Origin of the sequence: Paenibacillus aurantius (assembly GCF_032268605.1) — a bacterium.
In the GTDB taxonomy this organism is placed as follows: domain Bacteria; phylum Bacillota; class Bacilli; order Paenibacillales; family NBRC-103111; genus Paenibacillus_AO; species Paenibacillus_AO aurantius.
This window is the reverse complement of record NZ_CP130318.1, coordinates 3541493-3557648: the sequence shown is the minus strand read 5'-3', so window position 1 is coordinate 3557648 and position 16156 is coordinate 3541493. Positions and strand designations below refer to the sequence as shown.

Below are 16156 nucleotides of genomic sequence, written 5' to 3'. Positions count from 1 at the left end.
GCTGATGGGGAAGAGGAAGTGGATCGAGTCGGAGGAAGGGAGCCTGACGATAGAGGCATCGTTCGTTTACCCGATGATTCTGCTGGCCACCCTTTCCATGATAGGCTTTGCTCTTTTTGCTTACGGCAAAGCGTCCCTTGCCCTCACGGCCGAAACCGCTGCGGAGAGAACGGCTTATGTCTGGGACAATTCCCGAAAGGATTGGGAGACGGGTGCTTCGATCCCTGGGGAGGACGACGGCCTGTACTGGAGAACCTTCGGGGACAGTGTGACGGATCTGTTCGGTCTTACCGGCAGCGGGGGAACCGAATGGTCACTGGGGGATTCCGGGGAAACGCCTACAAGCGGCCCGGCTGGTAAAATGGCAAAAGCCGCTTCCATCTTCCCCCTAGAGGTGACAGGAGAGCTGAGGTTTACCAACAAGTGGGTGGAACGAAAAGTGGAAGCGCGGGTAAAGCAGCCCTTTCATCAGGGAAATCTCTTCCAGCCCTTTGCGGATGGGGATCACTATTCAGCCGAGGCCGCCTCTTATGTCACCGATCCCGTTGACTTTACCCGCAATGTTGATTTGCTGGCCGAATACTCCGGCCGCCTGAAGCAATTTTTCGATTCGGGACGCACGGCCAAGGACATTCTGCTCAGCGGCGAAGAGAAGCCCGCTCTTGTGATCCGCTCCGAGGCGGAAGCGAGCCAGTACATCCGGCGTCTGGTGAACGGGAAGTCGGTGGTCCTGGAGACGGATACCGTGGGACAGAGCCGGAAGATCGATGCCTTGGATGGAGACGGCATCGCCCACGAGGCCAAATACACCGTCAATGAAGCGGATGCCCGCCAGCAGATCCAGAAAGACGTAGAGCTCATCAGACGGGGACTCATTAAAGGGGCGGTCTGGCATTTCTTCCGGCATGCCCGCAAAGGCACGGTTGCCTTATCTCCGGGCCTCCGGCAGGAGCTGGAAAGAAACGGGATCCTGGTCGTTATTCATAATTAAGGAGGTACATCTTGCGTCGCTTTTGGTTCAGCTCTAAAGGATCCGTTTCGGTTTATTTGATCATGATTCTGGTGCCGGTCTTCTTCTTCCACGCCGTCTTGATCGATTTGATCCGTATCAAGCTGGCGGAAAGGGAGACGGAGACGGCCGTTAAGGCCGGGGCGCGTTCTCTCCTATCGGAATATGATTCTTCGTTAAGACCGTACGGCCTGTTCGGAAGAGACCGGGACCAGGAGGCTATGCTGTCTTTGTTTACGGAGGTTTTCCATAATAATCTGTCAACCCCAGCTGACACCTTCTCTTATCTCGGCAATAAAGCCTCGGACGGGGATGGCTACCGGGTGAAAGACCTGTACACGCTGGCGAACCAGGAAGTGTTCCGGTCACAGGTGCTGCAGGATATGAAATACCGGGCACCCGTGGAATTCGGGCTGGAATTTGTCGACAAGTTTAAAAAGAACGGAGTGGACAAAAATCTTGCCGCGGCTTCCGATTTCTCGGAGAACGCCGCCAAGCTGCAGGCAAAAGCCGATGCCGTCGACGAAGCGTTGGATCAGGCATGGGATCAGGCAATCGTCCTGTTAGGGACGGCTAAGGTCGCGAACGGCAAATATGCGGGCAGGCTGTCGGAGCTTTACCGGCTCGCTGGCCTGATCGGTCTGCATACCGTGGAGGAAGTGAGGCAGTCCATTCTGGATACCGAACAGGAGCTGAAAAGGGCAGGGGAGACCCTGCAGGAGCTTAGCCGATCCTTGGAGAGCTCGCAAGCCTCTCTAAAGGAGTGGGCTGCCGAGGCTAAAGAAAATGCCTCCCGGATTGAGGAGATCTCCGCCTCCATTCAATCGGTAGAAGCGAATATCGAGCAAGTCCAGACGGAGATAACGGAGTTTACGGCCAAAAAAGTCGAGCTCCAAAAATTATTGGAGAACCTGTTGAACTATGCCGCTCTCCTGCAAACCTCCAGATGGGAGATTCGTTTGGACTATGAGCAAATGACGGGAGAATATGACCGGCTTGCTGAGAAGCTTATGGAAGCTCAGAAGGTTAACGATGAGCTGCGTGGGGAGAAAGCGAAACTCGTGCAGGAAACGGCATGCCCGGCATCTCCCTGCCCCATTCTCGATATTTACAGCTCGGTACCGGTTCGCAACGACGATTATTTTTCCTTGTACAAAACGGAAGCCGGCAAAATCACGGCGACCTTCAGCGGAATGAAAACCAATTGGGAAAGCACCCTGCTGTTCATTGGGGCGGATTACGAACGTCTCGTGCAAGCGAACGAGGCTCTGGCTAGCCAGGCGGACGCCTTCAAAGCCAGCCAGGGAGCGTTGGAGGAGAAACGGAAGGCGGAAGCCAAATGGCTCAACGGCAGCAAGGAGGAGCAGAAGAAGATCACAAAGGGAGCATTCGGCGAAGCGAGAAAAGCATTGGGAGGATGTGGCCTATGGGGCACCTCGGACCCTTTTACCGGGTACTACCACACCTTGGAGCAGCAGGGGGAGAACGGCACACCTGGTTTGGCTTTCAAGTATTGGAGCTACAACCGGGAGGAAGCTATTGGTCCGGTGGAGGGGGCCTATTCCATTGACGAGAAAGACATTTCGGCAAGGCAGGCTTTATCCATGGCCAAGAGGCTGACGGGGCTCTTGGAGGGCTTCCGCGATGAGCTGTACGTCAATGAATATGCCCTGACACGGTTTACCTTCCGCACGGACCAAGCCGTCAAGACCAGCAGCCGTCCTCTGGACCGACAGGAAGCGGAGTACATTCTGTACGGGCTGAATTCGTGTGCTTCCAACTATTCGGCTGCCTATTCCGAAATGTTCATGCTCCTGTTCTCCATCCGTACCATGGAAGCTCTGGTTGACCCGAAAAAGGAGCTCCTGCAAGCAGGCTCCCCCCTGCTGGTTCTGCTGGCCGCCGCCGCTCAGGGAGCAGGAGAGGCAGTCAGCGATATGAACCGCGTAATCCGCGGGGAAGCCGTGCCTCTTCTTAAGAAGGCTGTGTCTTTAACCGTCGATTACAAAGAAATGCTCCGGCTTTTCTATGTCCTTCACAGCGAGAACGCCCGGATAATGAGCCGCATGCAGGCTTTGATCGAGCTTAACACGGGCAAGGATTTGGCCGGACAGGCGACCTATGTCCAAGCCTCGGGAGAATCGAGCATCAAGCTCTGGTTCCTGCCTGGAATAGCGAGATCGCTTAACCGAACGGGAATCCTTCCCTGCCAGGTTAGGGATGGATGGTGTCAATTCACCGGAACGGCGGTGATGTCCTATTAACCGGTTTAGGCGGGAGCAAGGCGGGGGGATTGTTCTGGAGGCGGCTCTTATCCTGCCCGTCTTCCTCGCGTTCCTTCTTATTCTTAACGGTTTGGTTCAGCTTTCGATTGTGGAGGCCAGTGTGCGCAGTGCGGTGGGCGAAACGGTCAAAGTGACGGCCGCTCATATGGGGCCGGTGGAGACGCTGTATGTTTCCGCCAAAGAAAAGGCCTCCGAAACGAAGCCTGCGATCCTGCTCGGGGAAGTCTTGTCCCGAATTCGCAACGCCCGGGATACAGTCGTCGGTGCCGAGGAATCGGCGGCTAAGTACGAGGAGTGGATACCGGATTCGGTGTTGGCCGTAATCGAGTGGGAGAAAGAACAGCGGGAGCATTGGGAGCAGGAGGGGAAAGACGGGGTGGATCAGGTCATCGACCAAACGGTTACTCCGATGCTGAACAAGGCCTTCAAGCCGGTTGTGCTTCATTACGGAAACCGGAAAATCCTGAAGGAAGAAAATCTCGAAATCGTGAAAATAAGCTTTCCTGAGCTCGGCAATCATGCCCGCGCCGGCTTTGGGATCGAAGTTTCTTACGCCTTCCAGCTGCCGGTTCCTTTTTTTCATAAAACGGTTATGATTCGCAAGAAAGCGTACGAGCGGGTGTGGGTGGGCCAATAAAAGAACACTGGAGAAAGCAGGAGGAATGGAAATGCTGGAATGGGGAATGGCTGCGATGCTTCTGGCGGCCTTCTACACCGATATACGATATTGCAAAATACCAAACTGGCTGTGCGCGGCCGGAATTTTAGCGGGAGGATCCTTTCAGGCTGTTTTTGGCGGCGTGCAGGGAACGCTGCAGGCGGCGGCCGGAATGGCTGCGGGCTTGGCGGTCATGCTTCTTCTGTATTTGCCCGGGGCTATCGGAGCGGGCGACGTTAAGCTTTTTGCAGCGCTTGGAGCCTTTAGCGGACCCGCTTTCGTCATGCAGTGCGCGGTCTATTCCATTTTATATGCAGGGGTCATCGGGGTAGGAATCCTCTTGCGGCGGAAGCTTGTGAAAGAGAAGGTATGGCTGGCTTACAGCGGACTGCTTTCCTTGAGAATGGGCGGAGAAGAGCATAGGTTTTATCCGGAGTCCCGGCAGGAGATGATCCGCTTCCCTTTCATGTATGCGGTCGTACCGGCGGTCCTAACCATTTGCCTGGAGAAGCTGGTATGAGAGAGGGTGTAGCCGAATGAATCCGCTGATGGGGCTGACCTATACCCGGGACCATTCCCAAGGAAGCTACCTGCTGCTGACTAAGGATCCCTTCCTGACGATAGAGGATCTGGTGCCGGTTGAGATGAACATGCTGCAAAATTACCCGATTCCCGGGCTGCTCCCGATCGAATTCGAACAGCTGGACCATTCGATCACCCTCCGGTATAACGTGGCGGTCCGCAGACCGTTATCGTTGTGGAGCCGAACGGACGCCTTTGAAGAGAAAGCCTTCCTCAAGGTCCTGCATGCCGTCTGCCGACAATTGGAGGACAGCAAAATCTACATGCTGAATGAGCAGAGGTATGTGCTGGATCCGGACTATATATTTATAGGAAAAGACGCGGACGACTTGGCCCTTCTCTATCTGCCTCTTAAGGAAAATCCGAGTCCCCTGACCCTCCATCATAAGCTGATTTGCCTGGCCGAAAAGCTGATTTCTCCGCTTAACGGGAGGTCTCTTGCCGCAAAAGCTTGGCTGGACAGCCTGCGGAACGATCCGTTTAACCTGCGGGGGTGCAAGCGTTCTTTGAACGAGGCGCTGGCCGGTTTACAAACCGGGGAAACCCAAACGGAGGGAAGAAAAGACCTTTTCCCGGTCAGCGAGCAGGAACGCATCGTCTCCGTCTCTGAATCTCCCGCATCCTTCGAATTTACAGGACCGGAATGGGAGGGACTTTCCGAGGAGCCGCAGCCGCGGAAAATCACGACAGCCCATAAGCTGTCCGCGGCTTTGGCGGTTACGGTGCCGGCGGTCCTGTGGGGAATGTATGGGACCGCCCCTTCTCCCGGACTGCTTGCGGCCGCCATCGGCTTTACCGCTGCCACGGCAGGGGGCGCCTATGTCCTCTGGAAGAAAGGCGGAGTCAAGCTGCCGCTTCGTAAGCCGAACTGGCCTCTCGCGGATGAATCGGTCGAGCTGCCGCTAGATGCGGGAAGAACTCAAGAGGCTCAGCCGGTTCCGGAGAGGAATCCGCTTTATTCGGCAAAAGGGGATACCCCTCCTTACAACGGGAGAAGTGCCGAAGAGCTTTCCGGCTATTACGACCGGCTTCCCGATAAGACCGTCCTCCTCGGAAAATCCGATGCCACCGTTCTGCTCGCTCCCTATCCGCCCACCGCTTGGTCCCTGCGGCTTGAAATTGACAAGGAGGGAGTGAAGGAGTACACCGAGATGGTTACGGAAACCTTTCGGATCGGCCGGGAGGCCGGAACCGTTCAGCTTCTGCTGGAAACGGCAGGGATCTCCCGCCAGCATGCCGAAATCGTCCGCACGCCGGAGGGTGGTCATCTGGTCCGCGACCTCGGCTCCAAGAATGGAACGCTGCTGAACGGGGAGGTAATGGTCCCCTTCCAAGAGTATGAACTCAAGGATGGGGATTGCCTGGAAATGGCGGGAGTGCGGGTCACACGGACAGACAGCTCTCCGCCTGGTGAAGCAGGCAAAATACAAGTTTCCTAATCCTGTCCGTTGATGATATAATAAGTCGTTAACGAGAGAACACAGAGATAGGAGCAATCGAAACTTACTATGAGCCTTTTAACCGTAGAAGATTTGAGTCACAGCTTTGGCGGACGTGTCCTTTTCAAGAACGTGTCCTTTCGCCTGCTGGCGGGAGAGCATGTGGGCCTGGTGGGCGCCAACGGGGTGGGCAAGTCGACTTTGATGAATATATTGACGGGCCAGCTCCTCAAGGACGAGGGAAAGGTCGAGTGGACGCCTAAGGTTCACTATGGCTATCTGGACCAGCACTCCAAGCTAACCCCCGGTAAAACGATCCGGGACGTGCTGAAGGATGCCTTTCTCCCTCTGTTCGAGCAGGAGAAGGAAATGATGACGATTACCGAGAAGATGGCGGACGCTACACCGGAAGAGCTGGAAAGTCTACTCGAGGAGATGGGCGAAATCCAGGACCGGCTGGAAAACAGCGGATTTTATCTGCTCGACATGAAAGTCGATGAGATGGCGAACGGGCTCGGGCTGGACGCCATCGGCCTGGACCGAGACGTGGCTTCTCTAAGCGGCGGACAGCGGACCAAGGTGCTGCTGGCCAAGCTGCTTCTCGAGAAGCCGACCGTTCTGCTCCTGGATGAGCCGACGAACTATTTGGATGTGGAGCACATTCAATGGCTGACCCAGTACCTGCAGGATTATCCCTACGCGTTCATGCTGATATCCCACGATACGGAATTCATGAACAAGGTTGTCAACGTCATCTACCACCTGGAATTTGCGAAGCTGACCCGGTATTCCGCCAATTATGAGAAATTCCTTACAATGGCGGACATCAACAAGTCCCAGCATATCGACGCCTATGAGAAGCAGCAGGAATACATCAAGAAGCAGGAGGATTTCATCCAGCGGAACAAGGCCCGCTATTCCACCTCCGGCCGTGCCAAGAGCCGTCAGAAGCAGCTTGAGCGAATCGAACGGATCGACCGTCCCGAGGAAGCGCCCAAGCCGACCTTCGCCTTCAAAGAATCCCGGGCGAGCGGACGGATTGTTTTCGAAGCGGAGAATCTGGAGATCGGGTACAACTCTCCCCTTCTGCCCAAGATGAACATGTCGATCGAACGAGGCGAGAAGATCGCCATCGTGGGCTGCAACGGCGTGGGGAAATCGACTCTTCTTAAGACCATCCTGGGCAAAATCCAGCCGTACAGCGGGAAAACTTACCAAGGGGACTTTCTATTCCCGGCATACTTCGAGCAGGAAGTTAAGGGAGCAGGCAATACGCCGATCGATGAAGTATGGAACGAATTCTCCCATCTGAACCAGCATGAGGTTCGCGCGGCGCTTGCCCGCTGCGGGCTGACCAACGAGCACATTACTCGCCCGATGAGCATGCTGAGCGGGGGAGAGCAGGCGAAAGTCCGGCTATGCAAGCTGCTGATGCGGGAGAGCAACTGGCTCCTGTTCGACGAGCCGACGAATCACTTGGATGTGGTGGCAAAGGAGGAGCTCAAGAGAGCTTTGAAGGAATACAAGGGGACGGTTCTTCTGGTCTGCCACGAGCCCGACTTCTACGAAGGCTGGGTATCCCGCGTCTGGGACGTCGAGAAATGGTCGATGGATAAAGACGCGGCAGCCTCCCGTTAATCGTCTTCCGGTTAGCCTTCGCGGGTACGTTTCCCGGCTAACCGGTTCTTTTCTCTCCCATGGGGAGCATTCAGGAAGCCAAAGGAGACCGACCGATGATTACTCATATTGTTTTCTTTCGTTTGAAAGACACGTCCCCGTCCGGGATTGAAACCACCCGCCAGGTTCTGCTAAACATGCAGGGTCAGATCGAGCAGCTCCAGCATCTGGAGGTCGGAGAGGATCTTCTGCATCAAGCGAGATCATACGACCTCGCTTTGATTACGAAGTTTCATTCGTTAGAGGATCTGGACGCGTATCAGGTTCATCCGGTGCATCAGAAGGTAGTGGAGCATATGAAGGAAGCGCTGAGGGAGCCTTCGGTTTGCGTCGATTTCGAGTCGGCTGGCTAGTGAAAGAATCGATCCATAACACGCACTTGTTACGCGGGATAACCGGCGAACAGGGCGTGTTCTTTTTTTCAGGAATTGGAATTATACAAACATTTGACGAATGGGCAAGGTTGAGGTATTATATAGGCATAAAATTCTTACTTACTTTTTTTCCATAACTTATAGAACATGCAAGGAGTGGATTTGTTATGGCTTCGGATAAGAGGAGAAAACTCAGACTGGATATGCTTCAGGAGCTTTATCAATTTCATCTGTCGGAGAGAGGCAAAAAAGCCCTGATTCCCGGCAACCTGGAAGACCGCAATCCGGAGAAGTTCTTTGCTCTGGAGTATTTGGCGGATAAAGGAATGATCCGCTTCAAGGCGGAGGATGGAATGTTTTTTGCGAAGATTACGCATTACGGCATCAATTTCATGAAGTCGCTCAGCTTGGGCAGCGGCGGTCCTCTCAGCATGGCTTAAAGGCATTAAGTCAGCAGGAGAGGTTCCCGTCTGCTTGAAATAGACCGAATTGTCTGAGAACGGGACTTTGACCCACCTTCTTACCCGCTAGCGGCGAAACGATAGCTTTGAAATCCAGTTCAACGAGCTGAGCGTTCGGCGTAGACTGTTACCAAAGCTGGGGCTTGACCACCATAAACCAAAGCATGACCAGCATAAGCACAATGTAGAGCGCAAGACTGAAGCGGAGTTTGTTGACGAGCGCGTCCCGGTTCTCATGGGGCTGCTGAAGCTTGCGAAGGGTCGGAGAGAACGCCCGCGCAATAAAATAAAGAGAACTTACCATAACCACAATGGTGAGAACGACCCAGGAAGTTCCCCAGCTCCATTCTCCCAACCACATGAGCAGAATGCCGGAGACAACCAGAACATGGCCGGCATGCTTGGAAAGGCGTACCGAACCGGCGAAGGTAGGAAGATAATAATTCAATTCTTTCTCGTCGGCCTGCCGAAGCTTGCGGATGAGCGGGATCAGAATGAAGAACGGACCAACGGAAACCAACACGCTGACCACGTGAAGAAATACAAGCAATCGATACAAAGGGACAACCTCCCGGCGTGTTTGAAAAAAACAGGAAAACAGTGTAGTATCCATTAAGGAGAACTACACTGTTTTTGTTGTGTGCAATTCTTAATAGGCTTTACACAGGGCGAAATTCATGAACCCACACGCGTGCATGGGGAATCCACGGCATTCCTTTGTGCATGGATAGAATATATTCCTTGTAGCTGTTGAAATCGTCGAAGCCTTCGGCTTTGGCGTCTTCATCCGTGATCTCGCCAAGCGCCTGGGAGTAAACCTTGTGAACTTCGAACCGGCGTCCCTCGAGCTCCATAATTTCACCGGGATCGGCATAACGGCCGTTTCGGCGGGTGGCGGTTTTGGTTCCATCCAGGACGCGGGCCACATCCTCTTGTACCGTAACCAGACGATCTACGCTGCATGTTTTAGGGGGCAATGCTTCGGACATGACGGAGTTCCTCCTTCAGTTAAATGATTACGATTGGTATTGTACCAAGTTTTGCCCGCAATCGCAAAATAATGAAGGAAAAGGGAGTCGAACAATGAAAGCTTTTGCCGATCCATCTTATGTTCTCGGTTTATTGGAGGACCTCTTGAACATCCCCAGCCCAACGGGATATACAGGGGCCATCATGAAACGGATCGAGGAAGAGGCGGAACGATTGGGTCTATCCTGCGAAAGAACCCCTAAAGGGATGGCCATCCTCACCCTTCCCGGGGAAAGCCAGGAAACGCTCGGTCTTACCGCGCATGTGGACACACTCGGGGCCATGGTCCGCTCTGTCAAGGAGAACGGCAGGCTTCGTCTCACCCCACTCGGGGGGTATGCCATGAGCTCCATCGAGAACGAATATGTCACCATTCACACGAGAAGCGGCGAATCTTATGCCGGGACTGTCCTAACCACCCACCCTTCGGTCCACGTCTTTCCCGATGTCCGGGACCAGAAGAGGGAAGAGGCCAACATGGAAGTTCGCATAGAAGCCGATGTGACTTCCCGCAAGGAAGCGGAAGCCATGGGGATTCGGGTGGGCGACTTCGTGTCCTTCGACCCGCGGGCCCAGCTTCTTGAGAACGGCTGGATCCGGTCCCGCCACCTCGATGACAAAGCGGGGGTCGCTTCGGTGTTCGGGCTTCTTGAAGCGCTGATCCGGATGAAGAAGAAACCGGCCAAGACGCTGAAGGTATTCATCACCAACTATGAAGAGGTCGGACACGGGGCGGGCTGGCTTCCCTCCGAGGTAAACGAGCTCCTCGCCGTCGACATGGGCGCGATGGGGGATGACTTGACGTGTACGGAGAAGCAGGTATCGATCTGCGCCAAGGACTCCTCGGGTCCCTATGACTATGAGATGGTCTCAAAGCTGATCCGTTTAGCGGATCGAGAGGGGCTGGCTTACGCGGTGGATATCTATCCCCAATACAGCTCCGACGCCTCGGCTGCCCTTAGAGGCGGCCAGAATGTGAAAGCGGCTCTGATCGGTCCCGGGGTGCATGCCTCCCATGGAATGGAGCGTACCCATCGGGAAGCGCTGTGGAACACGATTGCTCTGCTTGCGGCCTATGTGCTCGAAGCTTGATTGACCATAATGGAATGACCATCCGGGGGACGGAAGAATGAATATTTTATCAGTGGAACAGGTAACGAAAACCTATGGGGAAAAAGTTCTCTTCGACAGCATCTCGTTTACGGTTTCCGACCGTCAGCGGATCGGCCTTATCGGTGTGAACGGGACCGGCAAATCCTCTCTGCTCCGAATTATCGCGGGGCTCGATTCACCGGATTCCGGAAAGCTCGTCCATGCCAATGATTTTCGTGTGGAGTATTTGGCCCAAAGTCCGGAATTCGAAGAAGGGACCACGGTGCTCGAGCATGTTTTCCGAGGCAGCTCCCCTCTCATGACGGCGCTTCGTTCTTATGAAGAAGCGCTTGTCCGGCTAGAGGCGGAGCCGGGGAACGAGCGCCATCAAGAGGCGCTGTTCCGCGCCCAGCAGCCGATGGATGCTCTGAATGCCTGGGAAGCGAGTACGCAGGCCAAGACGATTCTGACGAAGCTCGGGATAACCGAGTTTCATAAGCCGGTGGCCCAGCTGTCCGGCGGGCAGCGCAAGCGTGTTGCGCTCGCCTCGGCTCTCATCCAGCCGGCGGATCTGCTGATCCTCGACGAGCCCACCAACCATATCGACAACTCTACGGCTATGTGGCTCGAGGAGCAGCTGGCGAAATATCGCGGGGCCCTGCTTCTCGTTACGCACGACCGGTATTTCCTGGACCGGGTGACGAACCGGATCCTCGAAATCAGCCGCGGCCGGCTGTACAGCTATGAAGGGAACTACGGCGTATTTCTTGAGAAGAAAGCCGAGCGCGAGGAGAAGGAGGCGGCGTCCGAGGACAAACGCCAGAATCTCCTCCGCCGCGAGCTCGCCTGGCTGCGGCGCGGGGCCAAGGCCCGTACCACGAAGCAGAAGGCCCGGATTCAGCGAGTGGAGGAGCTGCGCGACCGGGAGGTGGACGGCCCTGCGGAAACGGTCGATATGGCCGTGGGCGCGAGCCGGCTCGGCCGAAAGGTCATCGAAATGAAGGATGTCGGCAAGACGGTCGGCGGCCGGCAGCTGCTCCGGGATTTCAGCTACATCGTCCTCCCGAGGGACCGTGTCGGAATCATCGGACCGAACGGCGCGGGCAAGTCGACGCTACTCAACCTCCTGGCTGGAAAGCTGCAGCCCGACGAGGGGACGATCGAAACCGGCCAGACGGTTAAGCTTGCCTACTACACGCAGGATAACGAAGAGATGGACGAGAAGCTGCGCGTCATCGAATACATCAAGGAAGCCGCCGAGGTCATTCGGACGGCGGACGGGGAAACGATCACCGCTTCGCAAATGCTGGAGAGGTTCCTGTTCAACGGATCGCTGCAGTGGACGCCGATCGCCAAGCTCTCCGGGGGCGAGAGACGCCGCCTGTACCTGCTTCGAACGCTCATGGGCGAACCGAACGTGCTGCTTCTCGATGAGCCGACCAATGATCTGGATATCCAGACGCTGACCATTCTGGAGGATTATCTGGATCATTTTCCGGGCGCGGTTATTACGGTCTCGCACGACCGGTATTTTTTGGACCGGACGGTGGACCATCTGTTTGCCTTCGAGGAGGAGGGACTGGTGGCGTTCTATGGCAACTACTCCGAATACCTGGAGCACAAGGCGATGGAGAGCCAGCAGGAACAGAGCAAGGCGGCGCCGGAAACGGACCGTTCCAAGGGGCGAACGCCCAATGCGAAGGCAGACGTGCCTGTCGATGAACCCTCGGCAGGCGGGGGGCGGGGCCAGAACCGGCCGCGCAAGCTGTCTTTTAAGGAACAGAAGGAATGGAACGAGATCGAATCCGTTATCGCCGGGCTGGAGGAGCGGATCGCCGCACTGAAAGAAGAGATTGAAGCGAGCGCAGCCGATTACGACAAGGTCCGGGAGCTTTACGAGAAAGAACAGAAGGCGAGCGAAGAGCTGGATGCGGCCATGGAAAGATGGACGGAGCTTTCGGAGCTGGTGGAGGAGATAGAAGGAAATTCCCACAAGTAACTCGCTGTGTTATAATGGGTAACCATAATGGAGATAAAGGCGGTTAGACAATGATCAGTACGAGCAATATCACGCTTCGTTACGGAAGCCGTGCTCTTTTTGAGGACGTTAATATTAAATTCACCCCCGGCAACTGCTATGGCTTGATCGGGGCGAACGGAGCGGGGAAATCCACGTTTCTGAAAATTCTCTCCGGGGAGATCGAATCCACCCGGGGCGAGGTTCACATTACACCGGGCGAGCGAATGGCGGTTCTGAAGCAGAACCATTTTGAATATGACGAATACGAAGTGTTGAAGACGGTCATCATGGGGCACGCCAAGCTCTATTCGATTATGGAAGAGAAGGATGCGATCTACTCCAAATCCGACTTTACGGATGAGGACGGAATGAGAGCGGCTGAGCTAGAGGGCGACTTCGCGGAATTGAACGGCTGGGAAGCGGAATCGGATGCGGCGGAGCTCTTGATCGGTCTCGGCATTCCGAAGGCGATGCACGAGCTGAAGATGAAGGAACTGGGCGGGAACGAGAAGGTCCGCGTCCTGCTGGCGCAGGCTCTGTTCGGCAACCCGAACATTCTGCTCCTCGATGAGCCTACGAACCATTTGAACCTGGAATCCATCAACTGGCTGGAGAACTTCCTGGCCAAATTTGACGGCACCGTCATTGTGGTGAGCCACGACCGTCACTTCCTGAACCAAGTTTGTACGCACATCGCAGACATCGATTTCGGCAAAATCCAGCTGTACGTCGGTAACTATGACTTCTGGTATGAGTCCAGCCAGCTGGCCACGAAGCTGTTGACCGACAAGAACAAGAAAATCGAAGAGAAGCGCAAAGAGCTGGAGGAGTTCATCCGCCGGTTCAGCGCGAACGCCTCGAAATCCAAGCAGGCGACCTCGCGTAAGAAAACGCTGGAGAAGCTTACGCTGGAAGACATCAAGCCTTCCTCGAGAAAATATCCTTATATCAACTTTAAAGCCGACCGCGAGGCGGGCAAGCAGCTTCTAACTGTGGAGAACCTGTCCAAGACCGTAGACGGCGAGCCGTTGCTGAACAACGTCAGCTTCACGATTAACAAAGGGGACAAGATTGCCTTCGTCGGGCCGAACGGCCATGCCAAGTCGACGCTGTTCGAGATCCTGATGAAGGAGCAGGAGGCAGACTCCGGGAGCTTCACTTGGGGGGTTACCACGTCCCAGGCTTACTTCCCGATCGACAACTCCAAGTATTTCGACGGGGTGGAGCTGAACCTGATCGACTGGCTGCGCCAATATTCCAAGGAGCAGGACGAATCCTTCCTCCGCGGCTTCCTCGGCCGGATGCTGTTCTCCGGAGAAGAGGCCTTGAAGCAGGCGAGCGTCCTGTCCGGTGGAGAAAAGGTCCGTTGTATGCTTTCGAGAATGATGATGGTGGGGGCGAATGTCCTTATTCTTGATGAGCCGACGAACCATTTGGACCTGGAGTCCATCACGGCTTTGAACAACGGGCTCGTGGATTTCGACGGAACCGTCCTGTTCGTTTCTCATGACCATCAGTTCATTCAGACGATCGCGAACCGGATCATCGAGATTACGCCGAAGGGCTTGATCGACCGCATGATGACGTTCGATGAGTACCTGGAGAACCCGGACGTGCAGAAGCTTCGCCAGGAGATGTATGCATAAGTAAAGGGAATAGGAAGAAAACCCATAAAGGGAAGGGGAAAGAGCTGCGGAGAAAGGCGCCGCGGCTCTTTTCTTTTGCGTTCGAAAAGACTTCGCTGCGGCCTAACCACCGGTAACAAAAAAAGACGGTTACCCGTCTTTTTCGATCCCGAGCCTGGCCATACGGTCTTGCTTATCCTTAAGGAGCAAACTCCCGTAAGTCAGCTTTCACGCGGACGAACCGGCCTGCTCTAGCTGCCGCCTGTCCGGCGGCGCTGGTTGTTGACCTTCTTGGTCATTTGGCTTTTGGCCTTCATATTACCGGCACGCTGCGGGTTGCTGCTGTCGTTCTGCTGCGCTTGCTTCTTCTGGGCGAGCTTGTTGCGCACGGCTTCCGCCAGGCTGATCTTTTTGGGCTCACCCTCCATGTTATCGGGGGTCTTTGATTCCGTCATGTCGACACCTGCCTTGATTGGTATACCTCTTATTTTAACGGCAGCGGGAGGGACAGGCAAGCTGGGAATGCGGAAAAAACAATTATAACGGGGGGACCCAAGAGAAGGCTTGCTATCGGCGTGGGGATGCGAGAAAATATAGGTGATTTGATCCTATTGCCATATAAGGGAAGGATGGAAGCATGTTCGATCCCACCATTTATGAAAACCTTAAGGTGGTAGCGGAGGGAGCGGTCTACGACCTGGATTTGAAGGGCGAGCTCCTTATTTTAGGCCGCAGCGACCGGGTGGAGCTTGCTTCCATGTCCCGTGCCTTTGCCATCCGTTTCCGGCTTCCGGACAAGCCGGAAGCGTCGGCCGAATTTCGGCTGGAGGCGGACACCTACGATTTGTCCGCCGAGATTCTCGAGAAGCGGGAGGCCGTTCCCGGCTGCCGGCTTGAGCTTTTTTTTCAACTTACCGTGAATGAGGTGGAAAGTCAGTGTCTCGCCATCCAGAGTGCCATGAGGGAAATTTGGGGAACGGAATGCCGGATCCGGCAGCAGGTGACCTTCGACTTCGATCATCAGGATAAGGGGTACCGGGTAGAGGCGTCGGTTGACTTCGGGCGCAAATTCGGGGAAGAGGTTATCGGGGACTTACAAAGCCTGCTTGAGCACATGGCGGTCACCCTTCGCCGTTTGGCGGAGCTCACCGGTTAACAGGCTGTGGAAACGGGATGCCCCTTCGTCCGTATACCCTTACTAAGCCAAGGATACCAGCAGGAAGGAGAGCGTGATATGTACCAACGAGACTATATTTTACGCATGATCGAACAAATCACGACCGCCATAGCGACCATTTCCGGTCTTCGCAAGGAACAAAAGCAGCAGCAGGCCTTCGACCTTCTGGAGGAACTGCTAAACCGTCATTTCCGGTTGAATTCCAAACTCCTGACAAGCTTAAGCGAACGGGACATCATCGGCATTCTGCAGAAGGACGGTGTGGTCGAAAGCGAAAAGGTGCTGATTCTCGCGGCTATGCTTAAGGAGGAGGGGGATTTGTATGAGAGCTTGGGCGAGCAGGACCAAGCTTACCTCCGGCACTTGAAGGGGCTGCAGCTGGGGCTTGCCGCTTCCGAGAACAACGTGGAAACGTCGGCTCTCGATTATCATGCGGATATTCAGGCTCTGATCGACCGCCTGCGCACGTATGAGCTTCCTCCTCAGATGAAAGCGCGGTTGTTCGTCTATTATGAGAAGGCAGGGCAGTATGACCAGGCCGAGAACCTGCTCTATGAGCTGCTTCCGCTCAATCCGGAACAAATGCGTGAGATTGGCATCCGCTTCTACGAGAACCTGCTGTTGAAATCTCCGGAGGAGAGAGAGGCAGGAGGTCTTCCGGGAGAAGAGGTGGAGGAAGGTCTGACCGACTGGCTGCAGAAGACGGCGGGAGTGGAATCGGTGTGAGG

The 16156-nt window shown here is 55.1% G+C and carries 16 protein-coding genes; 13 read left to right on the top strand and 3 right to left on the bottom strand.

Features of this window, described 5'->3' with window-relative positions:
- Positions 1 to 4 precede the first annotated feature (4 nt).
- From MJA45_RS15900 to MJA45_RS15865, 8 genes are all read left to right on the top strand, one after another.
- Positions 5 to 991, top strand: a complete 987-nt coding sequence (locus tag MJA45_RS15900) for a hypothetical protein (RefSeq protein WP_315602899.1) — start codon at positions 5 to 7, stop codon at positions 989 to 991.
- An 11-nt stretch (positions 992 to 1002) separates the two neighbouring features.
- Positions 1003 to 3273, top strand: coding sequence for a DUF5702 domain-containing protein (locus tag MJA45_RS15895; protein ID WP_315602898.1), 2271 nt, complete (start codon positions 1003 to 1005; stop codon positions 3271 to 3273).
- Between the two features lie 121 nt (positions 3274 to 3394).
- Positions 3395 to 3931 carry a hypothetical protein gene (locus tag MJA45_RS15890; RefSeq protein ID WP_315602897.1) on the top strand — a complete coding sequence of 179 codons (537 nt, stop codon included), beginning with the start codon at positions 3395 to 3397 and terminating at the stop codon, positions 3929 to 3931.
- Positions 3932 to 3962: 31 nt separating this feature from the next.
- Positions 3963 to 4472 carry an A24 family peptidase gene (locus MJA45_RS15885; protein ID WP_315602896.1) on the top strand — a complete coding sequence of 170 codons (510 nt, stop codon included), beginning with the start codon at positions 3963 to 3965 and terminating at the stop codon, positions 4470 to 4472.
- A 16-nt stretch (positions 4473 to 4488) separates the two neighbouring features.
- Positions 4489 to 5973: a DUF6382 domain-containing protein gene (locus MJA45_RS15880; protein ID WP_315602895.1), complete on the top strand. Its 1485-nt coding sequence runs from the start codon at positions 4489 to 4491 to the stop codon at positions 5971 to 5973.
- Between the two features lie 69 nt (positions 5974 to 6042).
- Positions 6043 to 7611, top strand: a complete 1569-nt coding sequence (locus MJA45_RS15875; protein ID WP_315602894.1) for an ABC-F family ATP-binding cassette domain-containing protein — start codon at positions 6043 to 6045, stop codon at positions 7609 to 7611.
- A gap of 95 nt (positions 7612 to 7706) precedes the next feature.
- Complete coding sequence (locus MJA45_RS15870; protein ID WP_315602893.1) at positions 7707 to 8003, top strand: Dabb family protein; 297 nt, start codon at positions 7707 to 7709, stop codon at positions 8001 to 8003.
- 188 nt (positions 8004 to 8191) lie between these two features.
- A complete protein-coding gene (locus tag MJA45_RS15865) occupies positions 8192 to 8464 on the top strand; it encodes a hypothetical protein (protein WP_315602892.1) in 273 nt (90 codons plus the stop codon).
- A 148-nt stretch (positions 8465 to 8612) separates the two neighbouring features.
- Here the strand turns inward: MJA45_RS15865 and MJA45_RS15860 are convergent, their stop codons facing one another.
- Together MJA45_RS15860 and MJA45_RS15855 are read right to left on the bottom strand one after the other, a co-directional pair.
- Positions 8613 to 9098: a hypothetical protein gene (locus MJA45_RS15860; RefSeq protein WP_315602891.1), complete on the bottom strand. Its 486-nt coding sequence runs from the start codon at positions 9096 to 9098 to the stop codon at positions 8613 to 8615.
- A gap of 46 nt (positions 9099 to 9144) precedes the next feature.
- Entirely contained in the window at positions 9145 to 9474 is a 330-nt protein-coding gene (locus MJA45_RS15855; protein ID WP_315602890.1) for an ASCH domain-containing protein, read from the bottom strand.
- 94 nt (positions 9475 to 9568) lie between these two features.
- Here MJA45_RS15855 and MJA45_RS15850 point away from each other — a divergent pair, with 94 nt between their 5' ends.
- The 3 genes from MJA45_RS15850 to MJA45_RS15840 are packed head-to-tail and all read left to right on the top strand — an operon-like array spanning position 9569 to position 14272.
- Entirely contained in the window at positions 9569 to 10606 is a 1038-nt protein-coding gene (locus tag MJA45_RS15850; RefSeq protein ID WP_315602889.1) for a M42 family metallopeptidase, read from the top strand.
- A 37-nt stretch (positions 10607 to 10643) separates the two neighbouring features.
- On the top strand, positions 10644 to 12605 hold the full coding sequence (locus MJA45_RS15845) for an ABC-F family ATP-binding cassette domain-containing protein (protein ID WP_315602888.1): 1962 nt from the start codon (positions 10644 to 10646) through the stop codon (positions 12603 to 12605).
- A gap of 50 nt (positions 12606 to 12655) precedes the next feature.
- Positions 12656 to 14272 (top strand): ABC-F family ATP-binding cassette domain-containing protein, encoded by a 1617-nt coding sequence (locus MJA45_RS15840; protein WP_315602887.1) that lies wholly within the window; start codon positions 12656 to 12658, stop codon positions 14270 to 14272.
- Positions 14273 to 14502: 230 nt separating this feature from the next.
- Here the strand turns inward: MJA45_RS15840 and MJA45_RS15835 are convergent, their stop codons facing one another.
- Complete coding sequence (locus tag MJA45_RS15835; protein ID WP_315602886.1) at positions 14503 to 14706, bottom strand: hypothetical protein; 204 nt, start codon at positions 14704 to 14706, stop codon at positions 14503 to 14505.
- 182 nt (positions 14707 to 14888) lie between these two features.
- Here MJA45_RS15835 and MJA45_RS15830 point away from each other — a divergent pair, with 182 nt between their 5' ends.
- Positions 14889 to 15407: a hypothetical protein gene (locus tag MJA45_RS15830; RefSeq protein ID WP_315602885.1), complete on the top strand. Its 519-nt coding sequence runs from the start codon at positions 14889 to 14891 to the stop codon at positions 15405 to 15407.
- A gap of 78 nt (positions 15408 to 15485) precedes the next feature.
- Complete coding sequence (locus tag MJA45_RS15825; RefSeq protein WP_315602884.1) at positions 15486 to 16154, top strand: DUF6483 family protein; 669 nt, start codon at positions 15486 to 15488, stop codon at positions 16152 to 16154.
- The last annotated feature ends 2 nt before the right edge of the window (positions 16155 to 16156 follow it).